This is a genomic window from Pseudomonas veronii (assembly GCF_002028325.1).
Classification (GTDB): Bacteria; Pseudomonadota; Gammaproteobacteria; order Pseudomonadales; family Pseudomonadaceae; genus Aquipseudomonas; species Aquipseudomonas veronii.
Map to the genome: position 1 here is coordinate 4,605,644 of NZ_CP018420.1, position 19,360 is coordinate 4,625,003.

The following is a 19,360-nucleotide window of genomic DNA, read 5'->3' on the forward strand; positions in this document are numbered from 1 at the left end:
TCGCGACCGGCGGCTCAAGCGCTGCCGAGACTGTTGAACCGCACCGGACGGATAATCCGGGTTTCCTGAGCCAGGATCAGATGCGCCGATGCTTGCAGGTAGGCCGGGAAGCGGGGGTCGCCATCCCGCGCCTGGCTGCGGCGCTCGAAGTCATCGAGACTGTCGTAGCCCCAGAGGTGAACGACTTGGTTCAATGGGCCGATGCTGCTGGTATAAAAACCCAGCGGCGCGCCCAGATGCTCCAGCAAAATCGGCATTGCCAGACGATCGAATACCTCGATGAACTCGCTCATGCCGCGTGGACGGATGGTGTAGATGCGGTGATCGATGACCGGTTTGTGAATCATCAGGCCACCTCCTGCTGGGGGGTGCCCGAGGCTTTTTCTGCAGCCACGCGAGCCAGGTGCAGGCCGGTGAGATAAGCGAAGGTCATGATCGGCCCGAGCGTGATCCCGGCAGCGGGATAGTTGCCGCCCATGATGCTCGCCCGGTCGTTGCCCACCGCGTAAAGCCCATCGATCGCCTGGCCTTGTTGGTTGAGCACTTCGCCGCGCACGCTGGTGTTGATGCCATCGAAGGTGCCGAGGTCGCCCATGATCACTTTGAGGGCGTAGTAAGGGCCTTCGCCAATCGGCGCCACGCACGGATTCGGCAGGTTCTGCGGGTCGGCGAGGTAGCGGTTGAAGGTGGTGCTGCCACGGCCGAACTGCTGATCCACGCCCTGCCCCGCCGTGCGATTGTAGTCACGCACGGTCTGTTCCAGGCCGGCCGCGTCGAGCCCGGCGTTGCGCGCCAATTCAGCCAGGGTGCTGCCGCTGTGCAGGTAACCGTTGCGCAGCAATGGCGCGAGGGGCATCGGTGCCGGCTTGGCATAACCCAGCCCGTACTTGGCCATGGTCCGGCGGTCGCAGATCAACCACATGGCGGTTTCAGCCTGGTGGGCGCAGGCGTCAATCATTGCCGCGCCCACGTCGTGATACGAGTTGGACTCGTTGGTGAACCGTTGGCCATTGCGGGTCACGCCGATCACTCCGGGCTTGTAGCGATCGAGCAGATGCGGGAAGGCGGTGAACCTGCCGTTACCCATCGGCACTTTCGAGACGGGCATCCAGGCAGCAGGCGCTTTGAGCCGTATATCGACGGTGCCGCCCAAGGCCTCGGCCATGCGCGCGCCATCTCCGGTGTTGGTCTGCGGCACCGGGGAGAAATGCTCGCCACCGCGGCGCACATGGGGATAGGCCTGCTTCAACCGTTGCAGATCATGGGAAAACCCGCCGCTGGCCAGCACCACACCGTAGCGGGCTTCAAACCGCACTTCACCGCCCGCGGTCTGAGCGACCACGCCATTGACCCGGTCTGCGCTTTTCAACAATTGCTGCGCACTGGTTTGCGTCAGAATCGGAATCCCCAGGTCCAGTGCCGATTTCGCCAGCCGCGCGGCCAAGGCATTGCCGCTGGTCACCTGAATGCCGCGCCGGTAAAGCAGCAACTCCTTGGCATGCGTCATCAAGCGCTTTGCGACATAGAGGAATGAGGTCAGGGATTTGGTGGCATTGAAGAAATGCTTGAGGTCGGCATTCGACGAATTGAACATCATCCCAATGAACGTGATGGTTTTGAGCGGCGGCCGCAGGCGTGCCATGTCGGCCCCAAGCTTGCGGATGTCGAAAGGCGCGGCGAGGATCGAACGGCCAATATCGACGCCACCGGCCACGTCCGGGTGATAGTCCGGATAGAGGGTGGGGACGAACTGGACCTCGGTCTCTCGCTGGAAAAAGTCGATCATCCGCGGCGCGTTATCGAGAAATGCATCGACGGCCTCGGCATCGTAGAAATCGCCCGTTTCGTGCTTCATATAGGTCAGCGCGGCCTCGCGGCTGTCCGGGATGCCGTTGGCCTGGGACAAGGCATTGCCGGGAATCCACAGCACCCCACCCGAGAAGGCGGTGGTGCCGCCGAAGAACGCATCCTTTTCAATCACAATGACTTCCAGCCCCTGCTTGCGCGCCGTGATGGCGGTCGCCAGGCCACCGGCACCGGCGCCGATCACCAGTACGTCGCACCGGCGGATCGCCGCGGTTGTTGTCGTCGTCATAGTCAGTCTCACTCGGTAAAAGCCAGCCGAACGGCAGCCGTCGTCGCCATCGACAGCACGACAGGCGAGGGTTCGCTGGGGGATTCGGAGTCGACCGTCATCGGCCGAACGGAGGTCAGGCCTGGCGGCTGATCGTGGGTGATTCGTAGCCGGGGCGAGGGATCAACGCCATCAACATACTTTCCAGGCCTCCATCGACGGTCAACTCGGCAGCGTTGACATAACCTGCCCGCGGGCTCGCAAGGAACAGGACGGCATCGGCTATGTCCTGCGGCTCGCCGATCCGCTGGTTGGCGGTCATCGCCTTGCGCTCTTGCTCGACCTTGGGATCGGCGTAGAACGCTGCCGACAGCGGCGTGCGGATCAGGCCCGGGCAGATGGCATTGCTGCGGATGCCCCGCGGCCCCCACTCCGCCGCTATCTGCCGAGAAAGCATGGCGACCCCGGCCTTGGCTGTACTGTAGGCACCGCTGAAGGTTTGCGGGTAATGCGCGGCGATTGACGCGATATGCACGATGCTGCCGCTTTGTCGGGCCAGCATCAGGCGCCCGAACGCCTGGGCACACAGCAGATAGCCCGTCAGGTTGACCGACAGCACCTGGTTCCATTCGTCCAGGGTCAGCGTTTCAAGTGCCCCGGCCTGCAGCACGCTGGCGTTGTTGATCAGCACATCGCAACGCCCATGGAGCGCCTGCACTTGCTCCGCGGCCTGTTGCACGCTAAAGGGATCGGCAATATCGCAGTGCAACACCGAGACATCCGCTTCACTGTTTTTCGCAAGCTCGGCGGCCAGTTCACGGCATTTCCGTTCGTCGCGATCGAGCAGCACCACATGGGCATTCTGGCTAACCAGCGCGGCGGCGATCGCAGCGCCGATACCGCCAGCCGCGCCAGTGAGGACACAGACTTTGGCCTCGAGGTTCAGCCAGTTTTTCGGCAGGTCGTTATTATTCATTGTTATCTCCAACACGCATTTCAAGACAGTTCGCCCACTGCATGGCAAGCAGCAGGCGAGGCTCAGCATAGAAGCGTGGGACGACTCACAAGAATGGACAAAACCTTCAACCGTAGAGACTTTTACGACAAATCAGCGGCAAATTGCCCTACGCGCGGATTCTTCGCTAAGGTAGAAAACACGTGCCTGTAGACCATAAGAATAATGAACAAGATTCCCAGCTATGCCCTGTACGGCGAGGCGGCGGCGCCGATATGGCACGACTCCCTGCATGTCGAGTCAATCTCCCTGCGCTCCGGCGCCTATAACTGGGAGATCGCCGCTCATCGCCACGATGGGTTGTTGCAGATGCTGTACCTGCAAAGCGGCGAAGGCGAGGTGCTGCTGGACAACCAGCGGGTCGAGGTCAAGGCCCCGTGCCTGCTGTTCATCCCTGAGCAGATCGTGCATGGCTTCGCCTGGCACGGCCGGGTCGAAGGGCATGTGATCACCGCCGTCCAACACCCGCTGGAAAGCATCGTCCAAGTGCTCTCCCCTGGCCTGTTACCGCAGATCCAGAAACCCTGCGTAGTCGCCCTGCCGCACTGGGCGCCGGCCGATGATCCGCTGGAGCCTCTGTATCGGGCGTTGTACGGCGAATACCACGGACGCGGTCGGGAACACATCGCGTGCAGCATGTCGTTATTGTTGGCGCTGGTGATCCAGATGCTGCGCCTGAGCGAGTACAGCCACGACCTGCATGCACACCGTCATGATCGACGCAGCCAGCAGGTCATTGCCTTTCGCGAGCTGGTGAACAGGCACTTTCGCGAGCATCTTTCGCTGCATGACTATGCCGGTTTCCTGGGGGTCACCGTCGTCACATTGGGCCGGCTGTGCCACGAACAACTCGGCATGACCCCCATGACCCTGATCAACGCCCGGCTGATCCTCGAAGCCAAACGCGAGCTGGCCCATTCGGCCCAAAGCGTGAAGCAGATTGCCCATGGCATGGGCTTTTCCGATGTCGGTTACTTCAGCCGCTTTTTCCGCAAGCACGCCCAGTGCAGCCCGAGTGAGTTCCGCCTTCAAGCCCAAGCCACACGTCACGCAACGTGACGCTCTCAGTCAACTCTGACCGTTGTGTTCAAGCAACCCGAAAGCTCGAGAATTAAAGTTGAAGCGCCAGGGGAAGCTACCCCAGCTCACAACTCCAATAATAGAGCGACGTCAATGAGACTGACACAATCCTTGCCAGCGTGCCTGACACTCAGCTTCGTATCACTTGCCGTCTTTGCGGCAGAGGGCCCTCCTCCCCCCTCCGTGAGCCAACCCAGCGGTATCAACCTGGGCGGTACCAGCTTTTATGATGGGTTCGCAGGCCCCCCCGGGCTAACGCATCAGACCTATCTGAAGTTCAGTACATCCAGCAGCGTTCGTGACAATGGCGGCAAGGACAACCGCAACTTCGATAACCCGAAGATCAACGTCATTACCCTGATCAACCAATTCAGCTATTACTCGCCCGACACCATCGGCGGCGGCGCGCACTTGGGCTGGAGCCTTTTGGTGCCCGTGGTCTCCCTGGACGGCGACTTTGGCGACAACGGCGTAAAGCTCAAGGACAACGGCGTCGGCCTGGGCGACGTCACTGTCGGCCCGCAGATCCAGTTCGATCCGATCGTCAACGCCGAAGGCCGGCCGGTGTTTGTGCAGCGCGTGGCCTTCGATACGATCCTGCCCACCGGCAAGTACGACAAACACAAGGACTTGAATCCCGGCTCCAATTACTTCTCCTTCAACCCCTACTGGGCCGCGACCCTGATGCCGGCGCCGCGCTGGGAAGTGAGTTGGCGCTTGAATTACTTGTACAACTTCAAGAACAACGACCCGGCAAGCAGTTCGGCGCAGTTCTTTGAAGGGCGGCCGGTACACGACACCCAATCGGGTCAATCGGCGTGGGCCAACTTTACGGCTTCGTATGAGGTGTTCCCGAAGGTTTCAGTCGGGATCAACGGCTATTACTTCAGGCAGATTTCCGATGACCAGGTCAACGGCGACCGCCTGAGCAATTCTCGGGAAAAAGTACTGGGCATTGGCCCCGGCCTCTTCTGGAAAATGACCGAAGACCAGGCCTTTTGGCTCAATACCTATAAAGAGACCGGCGTGGAAAACCGCAGCAAGACGGATTACGCCGTGCAGGTCCGCTACGTTCACAAGTTCTGACTGAGGTGATATGCGATGAATGCGCTCGACTCCATCGACAGCAAGAAATCACTGGGCGCTATTTGCCTGATGATGGTCATTTCCCTGGGAACGCTGCAGATCCAGCCGATCCTGGGCGGCGCGTTGATTGATCAACTGGGGCTGCCGCTCAATGCCATCGGCGCGATCTTCGCCGCCGAGTTGATCGCGATGGCCATCGCCTGCGGCGTCTGTGCTCTGTTCATGGCACGGGTCGACCGCCGCCGCTTTGCGCTGGTTGCCTTGCTGATCCTGGCCGCCGGCAACCTGGCGAGCACACAACTGCACAGCCAGGCCTGGCTGATGGTGTTCAGGATCATCTGCGGCGCCAGCGGTGGCGCGGTCATGGCGGTGGTGTATGCGACTGCGGCGCTGCGCAGGTCGAAAGACGCGACATTCGCCGTGATCAATATCGGCAACCTGCTCTGGGGCATGCTGCTGGTGACGTCCATGCCCATGCTCTTGCAGGCGTTTGGCGTGCAGGGCGCGTTTTCCTTGCTGGCCATCACCAGCCTGTTCGCGGCGCTGGGTTGCTGGAAAATCCCCAGGCACTACCCTGACGCCCATCGCATCGCCCAGGGTGCGGCTCAGCCGTTCGGGCTGACTGCCGTACTGCTGATCCTGTTGTTTGCACTGTTGTTTTTCGGGCACTCCGCGCTGTGGGTGTATCAGGAACGAATTGGCAAAAGTATTGGCCTGGAACCCCAGCAGATCGGCGCCATCCTCGGCGGCAGCATCCTTGCAGGGGCCCTGGGAGCCGGGCTCTCCGGGCTGTTGGGGCGCCGCCTGGGTTTGCTGTTTCCGCAACTGCTGAGCTTTGGCACCGCGTTGCTGGCGACCCTGGTGATGGTCTATGGCGACAGCACCGTCGCGTTCGCCGCCACGGCGTGCCTGATCCATATGGTGTGGTTTTTCAGCCTGCCCTACCTGCTGTCGATGGCGGCCGAACTGGACCCTTCCGGTCGATTGGCCGGCCTGGGCAACGCGGCGATTTTTGTCGGCCAAGGGCTGGGCCCGTTCGGTGCCGCGCTGGTGGTCGGCGAAGGGCATTTCCGGGCCGTGGGGTGGCTGGCAGCCTCGGCGTATGGAGTGGCCTTGATCATTTCGTGCCTGGTGGTGGCGCGCTTTCGTCGAGGCCTCAAACCGCGCGCGCCGGCCCTGTCGCCACAATCTGCCTGAATACCCTGCCCTGACGTGAACCCACTGGATCAATGAGATGACGCGATGAATATTCCATTTCCCAAAACCCCCGAGTTTTCCGGCGCGCTGTATACCCCCAGCCGCGTAGAAGCCGACGTGTTCGACCTGGAGATCGAAGGCGCTGTGCCTGAGGCGATTCGCGGGACCTTTTATCAAGTCTCGCCGGACCCGCAATACCCGCCCATGCTGGGCACGGATATCTTCTTCAACGGCGACGCCATGGTCAGCGGCTTCTATTTTGCCGATGGCAAGGTCTCGTTGCGTCGGCGCTATGTGCTCACCGATCGCCTGGTCGCCCAGCGCCGTGAAGGGCGTTCGCTCAACGGCGTCTATCGCAATGCCTACACCAACGACGCGCTCGCGGCAAAAAACAACACCACGGCCAACACCTCGGTGATCCCGCATAACAACGTCCTGCTGGCACTCAAGGAAGATGCCATGCCGTGGGCACTGGACCCGCAGACGCTGGAGACCCTCGGCGAGTGGAATTTCGACGGGCAGATCGACTCAGCCACCTTCACCGCCCATCCCAAGCTCGACCCGGTGACCGGAAACCTGCTGGCCTTCAGCTACGAAGCCAAAGGCGACGGCACACCCGACATGGCGTATTTCGAAATTTCGCCGCAGGGCAAACTGCTGCACCAGATCTGGTTCCAGGCGCCCTACGCCGCCATGGTCCACGACTTCGCGGTCACCGAGCATTATGTGGTGTTCCCGCTGATCCCCCTGACGGTGGACGTCGAGCGCATGAAACAAGGCGGCCAGCATTTCCAGTGGCAGCCCGAACTGCCCCAGCTGTTTGCCGTGGTGCCGCGCCACGGGGACGCGCGCGAGGTGCGTTGGTTCAAAGGGCCCAAGGACGGCTTCCAGGGCCATACCCTGAACGCGTTCGACGAAGACGGTAAAGTCTATGTGGACATGCCGGTCACCGGCGGCAACGTCTTTTACTTCTTTCCTCAGGCGGACGGTTTCGTACCGCCGCCGGAAACCCTGGCGGCCAGCCTGATGCGCTGGGTCTTTGACCTGAGCAGCGCACAGGACGAACTGCAACCGCAGGCGCTGACGGACTATCCCTGTGAATTTCCCCGCTGCGATGACCGTTACATAGGCCGCAAATATGAACACGGATTCCTGCTCGCCTTTGATCCGCAGCGGCCGTATAACTCGGCGAATGGCCCGATGCCGTTTCAGTTCTTCAACCTGCTGGCTCACATCAACCTGACAACCGGTGTCACCGACGCGTGGTTTCCCGGTGACAGCGGGTGCTTTCAGGAACCCATTTTCATTCCACGCTCCGCCGCGGCAGCGGAAGGCGATGGCTACGTGGTCTGCCTGCTCAACCTGATTGTCGAAGGGCGCAGTGAACTGGTGGTGCTGGACTCCACTGACATGGCGGCCGGCCCCATCGCCCGCATCAAAGTCCCATTCCGTATGCGGATGTCGCTGCACGGCTGCTGGGCACCGCGCTAAATCGGCATAGCGTTCCCCTCCCCTCCAATAGCCACGCCCGTAGCCATCCCATACTGGAATGGCACGGGCTGCTTGGCGTTTCAGGCAGCAATCCGATCACCGAACAGAAAAATAACATTTATTCCGAAATGCAGGATTTATACAAAAATCCCACTTTACAGGATTAATTCGCAAGACTAGATTGAGCCCATTGCAGCCCATCTCACGCTCCCCTTTCCGAGAGGACACTTCATGAAATTCGCGAGCTTTATCGTTCAAGGCCGTACCACCTACGGGGTGGTCGAGGGCGCTCAGGTGATTGACCTGGAATCGGTCAAATCCACCTTTGGCACCGACCTCAAGCAAGCCATCGCCATCAATCGCCTGGGTGAACTGACGCCGACCATCCTGGCCGCGCTGCCACGCGTAGCGTTGGCGGACGTGACGTTCCTGCCAGTGATCGCAAACCCGGGCAAAGTGCTGTGCATTGGCATCAACTACGCCACCCATGTGCGTGAAACCGGTCGGGAGATGCCGACCTACCCGATGATTTTCACGCGTTTCGCCGACAGCCAGGTTGCACACCTGCAACCGATCATTCGCCCAAAGGTTTCGCATAAGCTGGATTTCGAAGGCGAACTTGCAGTGGTCATCGGCAAAACCGCGCGCCACGTCAAGGCTTCGCAGGCGCTGGAGTATGTGGCCGGTTATGCCTGCTACAACGATGGCAGCGTCCGCGACTGGCAGAAGCACACCATCCAGTTCGTGCCGGGCAAGAATTTCCCGGACACCGGCGGCTTCGGTCCCTGGCTGGTGACTTGCGATGAGATCGGCGACCCGCAGGACCTGGAATTGACCACGCGCCTGAACGGCCAAGTGATGCAACACACCCGCACCAGCGACATGATTTTCGACGTGCGCCACCTGATCGAATACTGCTCCACCTTCACCGAACTGGCGCCCGGCGATGTGATTGTCAGCGGCACCACCGGTGGCGTCGGCGCATTCCGTGAACCGCCGGTATGGATGAAGCCCGGCGATACCGTCGAGGTCGAGATATCGGGCATCGGCATCCTGCGCAACAGCATCGCCGATGAACAATAAGCCATGAAGCCATTACCTGAATCAGAACACCTGCCGGAGCAGGACGCCGACAGCAAAGGCTCAAGCCTGGAGCGCATGCTGCGGGTGCTGGATCTGTTTACCGAGACCAGCCCGATCTGGGCGGTCGACGAGATGGGCGCTGCGCTGGGTTACACGCGGTCGACCATCTACCGCTACGTGCGCGAACTGGCTGAGGCGAACCTGTTGTTTCAGGTCGAAGCCGGCCGCTACGCGTTGGGCGCACGGATTATCACCTGGGACCGCCAACTGCGCCTGAGCGACCCGCTGGTACGCGCAGCGCAAGCCCTGGAACAAGACCTGCCGCGTTGGAGCGAGCAACAGGTGTGGCTGATCTGCCGGCTGTTCAAGAACCAGGTGGTGTGTATCCACCAGCATGGCGACTTGTTCAGCGAGGTCAGCTACTCCCGCGGCTCACCCAGGCCGCTGTTCCTCGGCGCGACCTCGAAGGCGATCCTCGCCAACATGACGTCGCGCCAACACAGTCAGCTGTTTCTGGAAAACCCCGATGAAGTGCGCGCCAGCCATCTGGGACAGACCTGGGAACAATTCCGCCGCTCACTGCAGCAACTGCGCCGCCAGGGCTATGTCGCCAGCGCGGCTGAAATTGACCCCGGCGTCTACGGCCTGGCGGCACCGATCTTCGACAACGACGGCAAGGTGGTCGGCAGCATCAGTTGCCTGCGTCCGATTCAGGAGCGCGACAACGCCCAGGAAGCGCAACAAGGGGCACAAATGCAGGCCCTCGCACAGGCGTTGTCGCAGCGCATGGCGACGCTCACCCACCGCCCCGCGTAGCCAGACTGAAAACTTTGGAAGGGAATAACAATGACAACCCTCAACAGCTTCAGCACCCAAGTCTTGATCATCGGGGCAGGCCCTACCGGACTGACCCTGGCCAACCTCCTCGGCCAGGCCAACGTGGACAGCCTGATCATCGACCGCAAACCCGGCACCGTGACCGAACCGCGTGCCGTCTCGATCGACGATGAATCCTTGCGCACCATGCAAGCCATCGGGCTGGATGACGCCGTGTTGCGCGATGTGGTGCCCGGTTATGGCGTGCATTACTTCACCCGCGCGGGCGGGCGTTGCTTCGGCAAGGTCGAGCCGACCGGCAGGTTATATGGGTTTCCCAAGCGTAACGCCTTCCGCCAGCCGCTGTTCGAAAGCACGCTGAAGACCGGCCTTGAGCGTTTTGCGAACCTGACCGCGCGCTTCAATCACGAGCTGCTCGAGTTCACCCAAGACCAGCATGGCGTGCACGCGTTGATCAAGGATGCCGATGGCCAGTTGCTCAACGTCAAGGCCAGCTACCTGATCGCCTGCGACGGCGGCCGCAGCCCGGTGCGCAAGCAACTGGGGATCGAGATGGTGGGGTCGAGCTTCTCCTCACGCTGGCTGGTGGTCGATACCGACCAGGATGACGACCCCTTCTGGCAGACCCGCGTGTACTGCGATGCCCGCCGCCCCGTGGTGGAAGTGCCCGGCCCACACCGCACGCGGCGCTTTGAATTCCTGCTCAAGCCGGACGAAACCGATGCGCAGGTGCTCAGCCCCGAATGCCTGCACACCCTGCTTCGTCCGTTCAAAGGCGATGCCCCGGTGTCCATCGTGCGCAAGACGGTGTACACCTTTCATGCCCGCATCGCCGAACGTTGGCAGGTCGGCCGCGTATTTCTCGCCGGCGATGCCGCGCATTTGACCCCGCCCTACGCGGGGCAAGGGATGAACAGCGGCGTTCGCGATGCCCACAATCTGGGCTGGAAGCTGGTCGCCGTGCTCAAGGGCCAAATGGCGGCGAACGCCCTGCTGTCCTACGAAAGCGAGCGGCGCGACCATGCCTGGGCCTTGATCAAGCTGGCCCTGAACCTTGGCGTGGTCATGGCGCCAGCCACCGTGCTGCGGGCTCGCCTGATCAGCGCGGCATTCGCGGTCATCGGCCTGGTGCCGCCGCTGCGCGATTATTTCCTGCAAATGCGCTTCAAGCCCAAACCGCGCTTTACCAAAGGCCTGGTATTGCCCGAAGGCAAGGCCGGGAAACTGGCCTGCGGGCAAATGTTTCCTCAGCCATTGCTGACCGATGCCCAAGGCCGCGCTCACCTGCTGGACACGACCATCGGTGCCGGCTTCGCCCTGATCCAATATGGCGACCTGCCCCATCCACGTCTCGATGAACTGCGACACGGTCTGTGGGACCACCTGGAAGCCAAACGCATCCTGATCCTGCCCGCACACGTTCAGACGCTACCGTCGATCCCCGGCTGCACCGTGCTGCAAGACCGCGAGAATGCGCTCAAGGACCTGCTCGGCGACAGCCAGAAGTTTCTGCTGCTGCGTCCGGATCGCTATGTCGCCGCCATCTTCGAGATGGCCACGCAAGACCCAGTCGCCGACGCATTGCAATCGCTGTTCGGCATCACCCTGACGAACAACTGCGCGGATCAGCCGGGCATGGCGCCCGTCTACCCCTGAACCTTCAGCCCCAGAGGTGTTTATGCAAACCTTGCAGACTTCCACCCCCGCCCGCCTGTGTTACCTGCACCTGGCAAGCAAAGCTCCACAGCAGCAGGTCGACTTCTATCAGCGCCTGCTGGACATGGACGGCCTGGCGCAGGCTGACGGCAGCTGGCTGCTCCAGGGGCCCCAACGGGCCATGCTGATTTCACCCGCCGACCATAGCGGCCTGCTCGCGGCGGCGTATGACCTGGGCAGCCAAGCGCACTTGAGTGAACTGCGCGCACGCCTGCTCGGCAACGGTTGTCAGGTCGAAGCGCTCGACTCGCCGCTGCTGGAAGCGGGCGCCTTTCAAATCCGTGACCCCCAGGGTCGGCAAACCCTATTTGGCGTGTCTCGCGGCGCGTCCACCATCGACCGCAAGGGCATGCCGGGGCGCCTGCAGCACGTGGTGTTCCAGACCACGGAGCTGGAAGCGATGATCGACTTCTACGTCAACACAGTGGGGTTCACCGTCTCGGACAATGTCGTCGACGAGCAAAGCGGCCAGCTCACCACCTGCTTCCTGCGTTCGGACGATGAACACCATTCGCTGGCGTTCTTCCGCGGATCGAAAAACGAGTGGGATCACCACTGTTACGAAACCAACGAATGGAATGACATCCGCGACTGGGGCGACCGCTTCGCCAAGGAGCGGATCACCTTGTTCTTCGGCCCGGGACGACATGGCCCAGGCAACAACCTGTTCTTCATGGTGGTCGATGCCGATCGCAACCGCCTGGAATTCTCGGCCGAGCTGGAGATCACCGAAGCCTCCCGCCCGCCTGGCGTCTGGCCGCAGGAGGAATACACCCTCAACGCCTGGGGACGCGCCTGGATCCGAAGCTGAATACGCTCAACCTAAAGGGTCTGCCCTCACCACCCTCAATCGACGCGGCTACCTGCCTCTAAGGTAAGACTATGACAACTCCAATACTCGCGGCCTACGCCATCAACGGCGACCAATACATCAACGGCACCTGGCGTGCGGGTCGTTCTGCACGACGCCTGGACGACCGCAACCCCTTCAACGGCGAACCCTTGCTGGAAATGCCCCTGGCCTCGGTGGCCGACCTGGATGACGCCTACCAGGCCGCCCAACGCGCGCAAACCGACTGGGCAGCGCTGCACCCGACCCAGCGCAGTGCGCAACTGGAAAAACTCGCCCAGGTCATCCAGAACCGCAGCGAAGAAATCATCGACTGGCTGATCCGCGAGTCCGGCAGTACCCGTATCAAAGCTGGCATGGAATGGCAGTTCACCCTCAACCTGGTTCGCGAATGCGCAACACTGCCGATGCAGGTTGAAGGCCGGATCCTGACCAGCTACAAGCCTGGCGAACAGAGTTTCGTGTTTCGCGAGCCGCTGGGGGTGGTCGGTGTGATCAGCCCGTGGAACTTCCCGCTGTACCTGAGCATGCGCTCGGTGGTGCCGGCCCTTGCGCTGGGCAATACCGTGGTGCTCAAGCCCGCCAGCGATACGGCGGTTACCGGCGGCCTGTTGATTGCCCATCTGTTCGAAGAGGCCGGGTTCCCGGCGGGCTCGCTGAACGTGGTGGTCGGCGCGGGTGCAGAGATCGGCGATGCGTTCGTCGAACACCCGATACCGAGCCTGATCTCCTTCACCGGCTCCACCGACGTGGGACGCAACGTGGGACGCATCGCCACTGGCGGCAAGCACATCAAGCGCGTGGCCCTGGAGCTGGGCGGTAACGCACCGCTGGTGGTGCTGGAGGATGCGGACATCGAGATAGCGGCGCATGCCGCCGTGGTCGGGCGCTTCCTGCATCAGGGCCAGATCTGCATGAGCGTCAACCGGGTCATTGTTGATCGCGCGCTGTATGCCGACTTCGCGGCGCTGGTGGTCGAGCGCGTGCGCAATCTCAAGACCGGTGACCCGGCCAAGGCCGATACGGTAATCGGGCCGGTGGTCAACCAGAGTCAGCTTGATGGCCTGCTTGGGAAGATCGACGCCGCCGAGCGTGCCGGTCTCAAGCAACTGTGTGGCGGCCAGGCGCGCGGGCTGGTGCTACCGGCCCATGTCTTCGGTGAAGTGGGCCCCGAGCAGGCCTTGGCCCGCGATGAAACGTTCGGCCCGTTGCTGCCGCTGATGATTGCGCAGAATCAGGCCCATGCCCTGGAGTTGGCCAATGCAAGCGAGTACGGTCTGTCCAGCGCGGTGTTTACCCGTGACATGGCACGCGGCCTGAGCTTTGCCCGGGGCATCGTAGCGGGCATGACCCATATCAACGACATCACCGTCGATGACCAGCCCAATGCGCCGTTCGGCGGCGAAAAGAACTCCGGTCTTGGACGCTTCAACGGCCACTATGCCTTGGATGAGTTTACCCGAGCCCATTGGGTCACCTGGCAAGCCGGGGGCCATCACTACCCGTTCTGATCGTCTGTCAGGAGCGGGCAAGGCTCACACCTTGCCCGCCAGCCCAAAACAAAAAAACAAAAGGCGAAACAATGAATAACCTAGCCTGCGTATCCACCGATCAAGTCGTTCGCTCTGATCGGCTGATGAAATGGAAAGAGTTCATGAGCGATCACCTGGGCCGCACGCCGGAGTATATAAAGCGCCTGGAGTCCACCAACATCGACCCGTTGCACAACGGCAACTTCCAGGGCCGCCTGGAATACGGCGACTTGGGCCAGTTGCGTTTCTGCCGCATGACCGCCAGTGCCCATCGCTATTCACGCCACCTGAGCAAGGCGCTTGATGTCGTCGACACACCGCGCATGTTGATACTGCAGGTCGCTGGTGTCAGTCATTTCGAGCAAGGCCAGCAAAACAGCACCGTCGCGCCGGACGAAATGCTCCTGGTCGACTGCGGCAAACCCTTCAGCGTCACCAGCACCCAGGGCTGCGAGCACTTTATCCTGCTATTCCAGGGCCCCGCCGGGCAACTGACGCAGACCGGCGACATGCACTTGAATGGCCGCAACGGGCTGGGGCGCATGCTGATGCACTTGATCAGCGACGCTTATCACCAATATCCCCTGCTCAACAGCCAATCGGCCGGGCTGATCGGCGACAGCATCACCGGGTTGCTGAACAATGCGCTGAAGAACAAACAAGATGAAAAGCAACTCGACCATGACTTCCGCTTTTTCAAACAGAATCGCCTCAAGGCGTATATCGAGCGTCACCTGGCCGACCGCGACCTCAGCATCGAGCGCATCGCCAACGCCGAGCAATGCTCAGTGCGCAGCTTGCATCGGGCATTTCAGGACGAGCTGGGGTGCAGTGTCAGCGAGTACATCTGGCAGCGTCGGCTGTCCCGTTGCGCCGAGGACCTGCGCAACCATGAACAGGCCCATCGCTCCCTCACCGAGATCGCCTATGCCTGGGGCTATGGCAGCAGCTCGCATTTCAGCCGGCACTTCAAAGCGACATTCGGCATGTCGCCCCGGTTGTTTCGTGACACCGCCAGCGACACCCGTGCCAACGCCACTGCGGCGTAACCCCAGGCGCCGTCCGCCAGCGCCAAGGCGTTGATGGACGGCCCCTGCGATCAATGCGCCTCACCGCCCGGCAAGGGCTGGTAACGCACCGATCAACCGTCATCCTGTACGTCGCCCCAGCGAAACCGTCAAAGGCACCCAGGGACAAGAAACCGGCCCCCCTGTTTTTCTCTCCCGCGTTGCCTTGCATGTCTTTCAGGAACTCAAGACCCGCACCGGAGAGTCTCAGTGCGCTGACTGATGCCTCGAACGGCTGCAGGGTTCTGGTGGTACTGGTTTTACCTTCACGGTAATGACCTGACCTCGACGTTTCGCAAAGGCTGGACGACCTAATGCACAACGGCCAGCCCCTAGCGCCTGGCGCGGTTGGCGCGACCCGCCATTCAACTTTCATAAAAGCTTAACGAAAGTGCTGCAGAGTTCGGGAGCCCGTTATCACAATGAGTTCCTTCGATGAAAAATTTGATGAAGTCTGCTGCACTCGCCGTTGCGGTTTCTCTTTGTGCAAGTTCCATGGCTTTTGCTGAGGAAAGCGTTCGTCTGAGCGGCTCAGGCGCTAGTTTCCCGGCACCGATCTACCTGACCTGGTTCAAGGATTTCAGTAAGAAAACCGCAGGCGTCACTGTGGATTATCAATCCAAGGGCAGTGGCGCCGGTGTGCAGGACTTCCTGAACAAAACCGTCGATTTCGCCGCCAGTGACTCGGCAATGAAAGACGAAGATATCGCCAAGGTTGCCGAAGGCGTGCAGTTGCTGCCGATGACAGCAGGTGAAATCGTGTTGGCTTTTAACCTGCCGGGCAATCCTAAAGAACTCAAATTGCCACGCGACGTTTACTCCAACATCTTCTTGGGCAAGATCACCAAGTGGAACGACCCGCAAATCGTTGCAGCCAACCCGGGCCTGAAACTGCCTGATATGCCGATCACCGTGGTCGTGCGTGCAGATTCCAGCGGTACCACTGCGGTATTCACAAAGCATCTGGCGACGATCAACCCACAGTTCCAGAAAGATTTGGGTGAAGGCAACACTGTCAACTGGCCTGCCAGCGACAAATTCATCAAATCGCCGAAGAACGATGGTGTGACAGCGACCGTGCGCCAGACTCCGGGCGCTATCGGCTACATCGAATACGGTTTCGCCAAGCTGGCCAAGGTTGACTTTGCCCAACTGCAGAACAAGGCCGGCAAGTACGTTGTCCCTAACGCAGAAAGCGGTGCCGAGGCCCTCGCGGCAGTGAAAATGCCGGAAAGCCTGGTGGCCTGGCTGCCGGATCCGGACGGCGCCAAGTCCTACCCGATCACGTCCTACACCTGGATGATCTTCCGCAAGCACAACGAGAACCCGGCCAAGGCCAAGGCGATGCGCGAAATGGTCGAATACAGCCTGACCGAAGGGCAGAAAATCGCCGACTCGATGGGTTACATCCCGCTGCCGAAATCGGTTGTCGATGAGGTTCGCAAAGCGTCCGCCAACATCCAGTAACGCACGTGAGGCCTCTCTCGGTATGCGCGCTCAGCCATACCGGGAGCGTTTCCCCCTTGTTCCGGAGTTAGCCTATGAGCACACCTTTTGTCGTACCGGTTAACCAGGATTCTGCCTGCCAGCCACCCTCTGCAAAGGATTTCCTGGTTGATCGCACCTTCCGTGCGCTCGCACGAATAGGGGTGATTCTGATTCTGGCGTTGGTCTTCGCCTTGGTATTCGAGGTGGGACGCAAGGCCCTTCCAGGCATGGAAAAGCACGGTTTTGATGTGCTTCTCGGCAGCGTCTGGGACGTTAACCAAGGCAAGTACGGCATTTTGCCGGCCATTTGGGGCACGCTCTACAGCGCCCTGATCGCGTTGCTGATCGCAGGCTTTTTCGGCGTCAGCATGGCGATTTTCCTGACCCAGGATTTCCTGCCGGCGAAGCTGGCAGCCGTGTTTCGAACCATCGTCGAATTACTCGCGGCCATCCCCAGCGTCGTTTATGGCCTGTGGGGGATTTACGTGGTGATCCCGACGATTCGCCCGCTTACGGCGTGGCTGAACAGCGAACTGGGCTGGATACCTTTTTTTGGCACGACCTTGAGCGGGCCGGGGCTGCTTCCTGCGGCGTTGGTACTGGCCATCATGATTCTGCCGACCATTGCGGCCGTGTCGCAGGACGCCCTCACCGGTGTCCCGATGAAAACCAAGCAAGCCGCCTACGGCATGGGGACGACCCATTGGGAAGCGATTCTGAAGGTGATGGTGCCATCCGCCGCCACCGGTATTTTCGGTTCCCTGGTCCTCGGCCTGGGTCGCGCGCTAGGGGAAACCATGGCGCTGGCCATGCTGGTGGGCAACGCGAACAACATCTCGCTTTCTCTGTTTGCCCCGGCCAATACGCTAGCGGCCTTGTTGGCGCTGAACTTCCCCGAAGCCGGGCCGAACGAAATCGAAGTATTGATGTACGCCGCACTGGTACTGATGTTTATCACGCTCCTGGTGAACATCATCGGTTCCATGATCATGGTCTATGCCCAACGTGGTACTAAATGATGACTGACATCACTTCCTCTACAGCCGCTTTACCAAGCCTGCAGCGCAAGTTTGAAGGCCGCGCCCTGCGCAGCCTGGTGTTGACCACACTGGTCTGGGGTGGTGCTCTACTGGCCAGCGTGCCGCTGATTTCCGTGCTCTACATGCTGATCACGCGCGGAGGGGCACGTCTGAGCCTGGAGGTATTCACCGAACTGCCGCCAACCGGTTTCGAGACCGGCGGTGGCTTCGGCAACGCGATGGCAGGCACCTTCGTCATGGTCGGTATCGCGGCGGCAATCGCGGTGCCGGTCGGCATCATGGCGGCCATCTTTCTGGCGGAACTGGGGCCAGACAGCAAGCTGGCAAACGCCGCGCGCTTTGCCGCCAAGATGCTCACGGGCCTGCCATCCATTCTGGCCGGGGTGTTTGCCTACGCGCTGGTGGTGATGACCACCGGTACCTATTCAGCACCGGCGGGTGGCGTGGCACTGGCGGTACTGATGTTGCCCATCGTCGTGCTGACGGCTGAAGAGTCGATGAGGATGGTGCCTAAAATCATGAAGGATGCGGCCTACGGCATGGGTTGTACCCGCTCGCAGGTCATCTGGAAAATCGTCTTGCCTACCGGCATGCCGGCGATCCTGACGGGCGTCATGCTCGCCGTGGCCCGCGCCGCGGGCGAAACCGCGCCGTTGTTGTTTACCGCGCTGTTCAGCAACTACTGGATTTTTCACGACGGCAGCCTGGCAGTCATGAATCCGACGGCATCGCTTGCCGTGCTGATTTACAACTTCTCCGGCATGCCCTTCGACAACCAACTCGAGCTCGCATGGGCAGCCTCACTGGTGCTGGTGATGATCGTACTGGTCGTGAATATTGTCAGCCGCATTTTCGGCAAGCCCAAGTATTGAGAACGGGAGCATCTGAATTTTGAACGTATCAACTGCGCAAATAGCCGCTCCGTTTGTCACCCAGGCGCCTGTGGTCATGGACTGCAAGCTGGACAAAATTTTCTACGGCAACTTCATGGCGGTACGTGACAGCCATGTGCCGATCGAAAAAAACAAGATCACCGGTTTCATCGGCCCTTCTGGCTGCGGCAAAAGTACCGTGCTGCGTAGCCTCAATCGGATGAACGATCTGGTGAAAGGCTTTCGGTTTGAAGGGCACGTGCATTTCCTTGGGCAAGACGTCTATGGCAAGGGCGTTGACCCGGTGGTCGTGCGACGTTACATCGGTATGGTTTTTCAGCAGCCGAACCCATTTTCGATGAGCATTTTCGACAACGTTGCGTTTGGCCTGCGCCTCAATCGCTACAAAGGCGACCTGGGAGACCGTGTAAAGCACGCCCTGCAAGGCGCGGCGCTGTGGGATGAGGTCAAGGACAAGCTCAAGGTCAGCGGCCTGTCACTCTCCGGCGGCCAGCAACAACGGCTTTGTATCGCTCGCGCCATCGCGACCGAACCTGAAGTGCTGTTGCTGGATGAGCCCTGTTCGGCACTCGACCCGATCGCGACGCGTCGGGTCGAGGAGTTGATGGTTGAGCTGAAGAAGGATTACACCATCGCCCTGGTCACCCACAATATGCAACAAGCCATCCGTGTTGCGGACACGACGGCGTTTTTCTCGGTTGATATTTCTCAGGGCACGCGCACCGGTTATTTGGTTGAGATGGGCCCAACGGCGCAGATTTTCGATAACCCGCGCGAACAAATGACCGGGGATTACATCAGCGGCAAGTTCAGCTAAACAGCAAACGTCCAGTCAAGACCGCATACCGCTATAGTGCCAAAGGTGCTTTAGCGGGCATCCGGTCGTTTTACCTGCTTATCTACCGTTTCCC

The 19,360-nt window shown here is 60.7% G+C and carries 17 protein-coding genes; 14 read left to right on the top strand and 3 right to left on the bottom strand.

Annotated elements, in window-relative coordinates; translation table 11 throughout:
* Nucleotides 1-14 precede the first annotated feature (14 nt).
* The 3 genes from PverR02_RS20810 to PverR02_RS20820 form a co-directional block, all read right to left on the bottom strand.
* Entirely contained in the window at nt 15-347 is a 333-nt protein-coding gene (locus PverR02_RS20810; RefSeq protein ID WP_057005710.1) for an NIPSNAP family protein, read from the bottom strand.
* Nucleotides 347-2,095, bottom strand: a complete 1,749-nt coding sequence (locus tag PverR02_RS20815; protein ID WP_079444310.1) for an FAD-dependent oxidoreductase — start codon at nt 2,093-2,095, stop codon at nt 347-349. Before PverR02_RS20815 ends, PverR02_RS20810 begins: the two co-directional genes overlap by 1 nt.
* Before the next feature lie 115 nt (nt 2,096-2,210).
* On the bottom strand, nt 2,211-3,050 hold the full coding sequence (locus PverR02_RS20820) for an SDR family NAD(P)-dependent oxidoreductase (RefSeq protein ID WP_079444311.1): 840 nt from the start codon (nt 3,048-3,050) through the stop codon (nt 2,211-2,213).
* Between the two features lie 204 nt (nt 3,051-3,254).
* On the opposite strand from PverR02_RS20820, the gene PverR02_RS20825 reads away from it, so the two are divergent.
* The 14 genes from PverR02_RS20825 (at nt 3,255) to pstB (ending at nt 19,266) form a co-directional block, all read left to right on the top strand.
* Complete coding sequence (locus tag PverR02_RS20825) at nt 3,255-4,148, top strand: helix-turn-helix domain-containing protein (protein ID WP_079444312.1); 894 nt, start codon at nt 3,255-3,257, stop codon at nt 4,146-4,148.
* A gap of 114 nt (nt 4,149-4,262) precedes the next feature.
* The gene (locus PverR02_RS20830) at nt 4,263-5,255 is read left to right on the top strand and encodes a SphA family protein (protein WP_057005713.1); all 993 of its coding nucleotides are present in this window, start codon (nt 4,263-4,265) and stop codon (nt 5,253-5,255) included.
* A gap of 15 nt (nt 5,256-5,270) precedes the next feature.
* Nucleotides 5,271-6,452, top strand: a complete 1,182-nt coding sequence (locus tag PverR02_RS20835) for an MFS transporter (protein WP_057005714.1) — start codon at nt 5,271-5,273, stop codon at nt 6,450-6,452.
* 45 nt (nt 6,453-6,497) lie between these two features.
* Entirely contained in the window at nt 6,498-7,943 is a 1,446-nt protein-coding gene (locus tag PverR02_RS20840) for a carotenoid oxygenase family protein (RefSeq protein ID WP_057005715.1), read from the top strand.
* A 231-nt stretch (nt 7,944-8,174) separates the two neighbouring features.
* Entirely contained in the window at nt 8,175-9,026 is an 852-nt protein-coding gene (locus PverR02_RS20845) for a fumarylacetoacetate hydrolase family protein (protein WP_057005716.1), read from the top strand.
* Nucleotides 9,027-9,029: 3 nt separating this feature from the next.
* The gene (locus tag PverR02_RS20850) at nt 9,030-9,842 is read left to right on the top strand and encodes an IclR family transcriptional regulator (protein WP_079444313.1); all 813 of its coding nucleotides are present in this window, start codon (nt 9,030-9,032) and stop codon (nt 9,840-9,842) included.
* A 30-nt stretch (nt 9,843-9,872) separates the two neighbouring features.
* Nucleotides 9,873-11,519, top strand: a complete 1,647-nt coding sequence (locus tag PverR02_RS20855) for a bifunctional 3-(3-hydroxy-phenyl)propionate/3-hydroxycinnamic acid hydroxylase (protein ID WP_079444314.1) — start codon at nt 9,873-9,875, stop codon at nt 11,517-11,519.
* 22 nt (nt 11,520-11,541) lie between these two features.
* A complete protein-coding gene (locus tag PverR02_RS20860; protein ID WP_079444315.1) occupies nt 11,542-12,390 on the top strand; it encodes a VOC family protein in 849 nt (282 codons plus the stop codon).
* A gap of 71 nt (nt 12,391-12,461) precedes the next feature.
* Nucleotides 12,462-13,940 (top strand): aldehyde dehydrogenase family protein, encoded by a 1,479-nt coding sequence (locus PverR02_RS20865; protein WP_057005720.1) that lies wholly within the window; start codon nt 12,462-12,464, stop codon nt 13,938-13,940.
* A 71-nt stretch (nt 13,941-14,011) separates the two neighbouring features.
* Nucleotides 14,012-15,010 carry a helix-turn-helix domain-containing protein gene (locus tag PverR02_RS20870; protein ID WP_057005721.1) on the top strand — a complete coding sequence of 333 codons (999 nt, stop codon included), beginning with the start codon at nt 14,012-14,014 and terminating at the stop codon, nt 15,008-15,010.
* A 453-nt stretch (nt 15,011-15,463) separates the two neighbouring features.
* On the top strand, nt 15,464-16,495 hold the full coding sequence (pstS, locus tag PverR02_RS20875; protein WP_057005722.1) for a phosphate ABC transporter substrate-binding protein PstS: 1,032 nt from the start codon (nt 15,464-15,466) through the stop codon (nt 16,493-16,495).
* 74 nt (nt 16,496-16,569) lie between these two features.
* Nucleotides 16,570-17,535, top strand: a complete 966-nt coding sequence (gene pstC, locus PverR02_RS20880; RefSeq protein ID WP_026140104.1) for a phosphate ABC transporter permease subunit PstC — start codon at nt 16,570-16,572, stop codon at nt 17,533-17,535.
* Entirely contained in the window at nt 17,535-18,428 is an 894-nt protein-coding gene (gene pstA, locus PverR02_RS20885; RefSeq protein WP_026140105.1) for a phosphate ABC transporter permease PstA, read from the top strand. Before pstC ends, pstA begins: the two co-directional genes overlap by 1 nt.
* A gap of 76 nt (nt 18,429-18,504) precedes the next feature.
* Nucleotides 18,505-19,266, top strand: a complete 762-nt coding sequence (gene pstB, locus PverR02_RS20890; RefSeq protein WP_017847588.1) for a phosphate ABC transporter ATP-binding protein PstB — start codon at nt 18,505-18,507, stop codon at nt 19,264-19,266.
* Nucleotides 19,267-19,360: the final 94 nt, after the last annotated feature.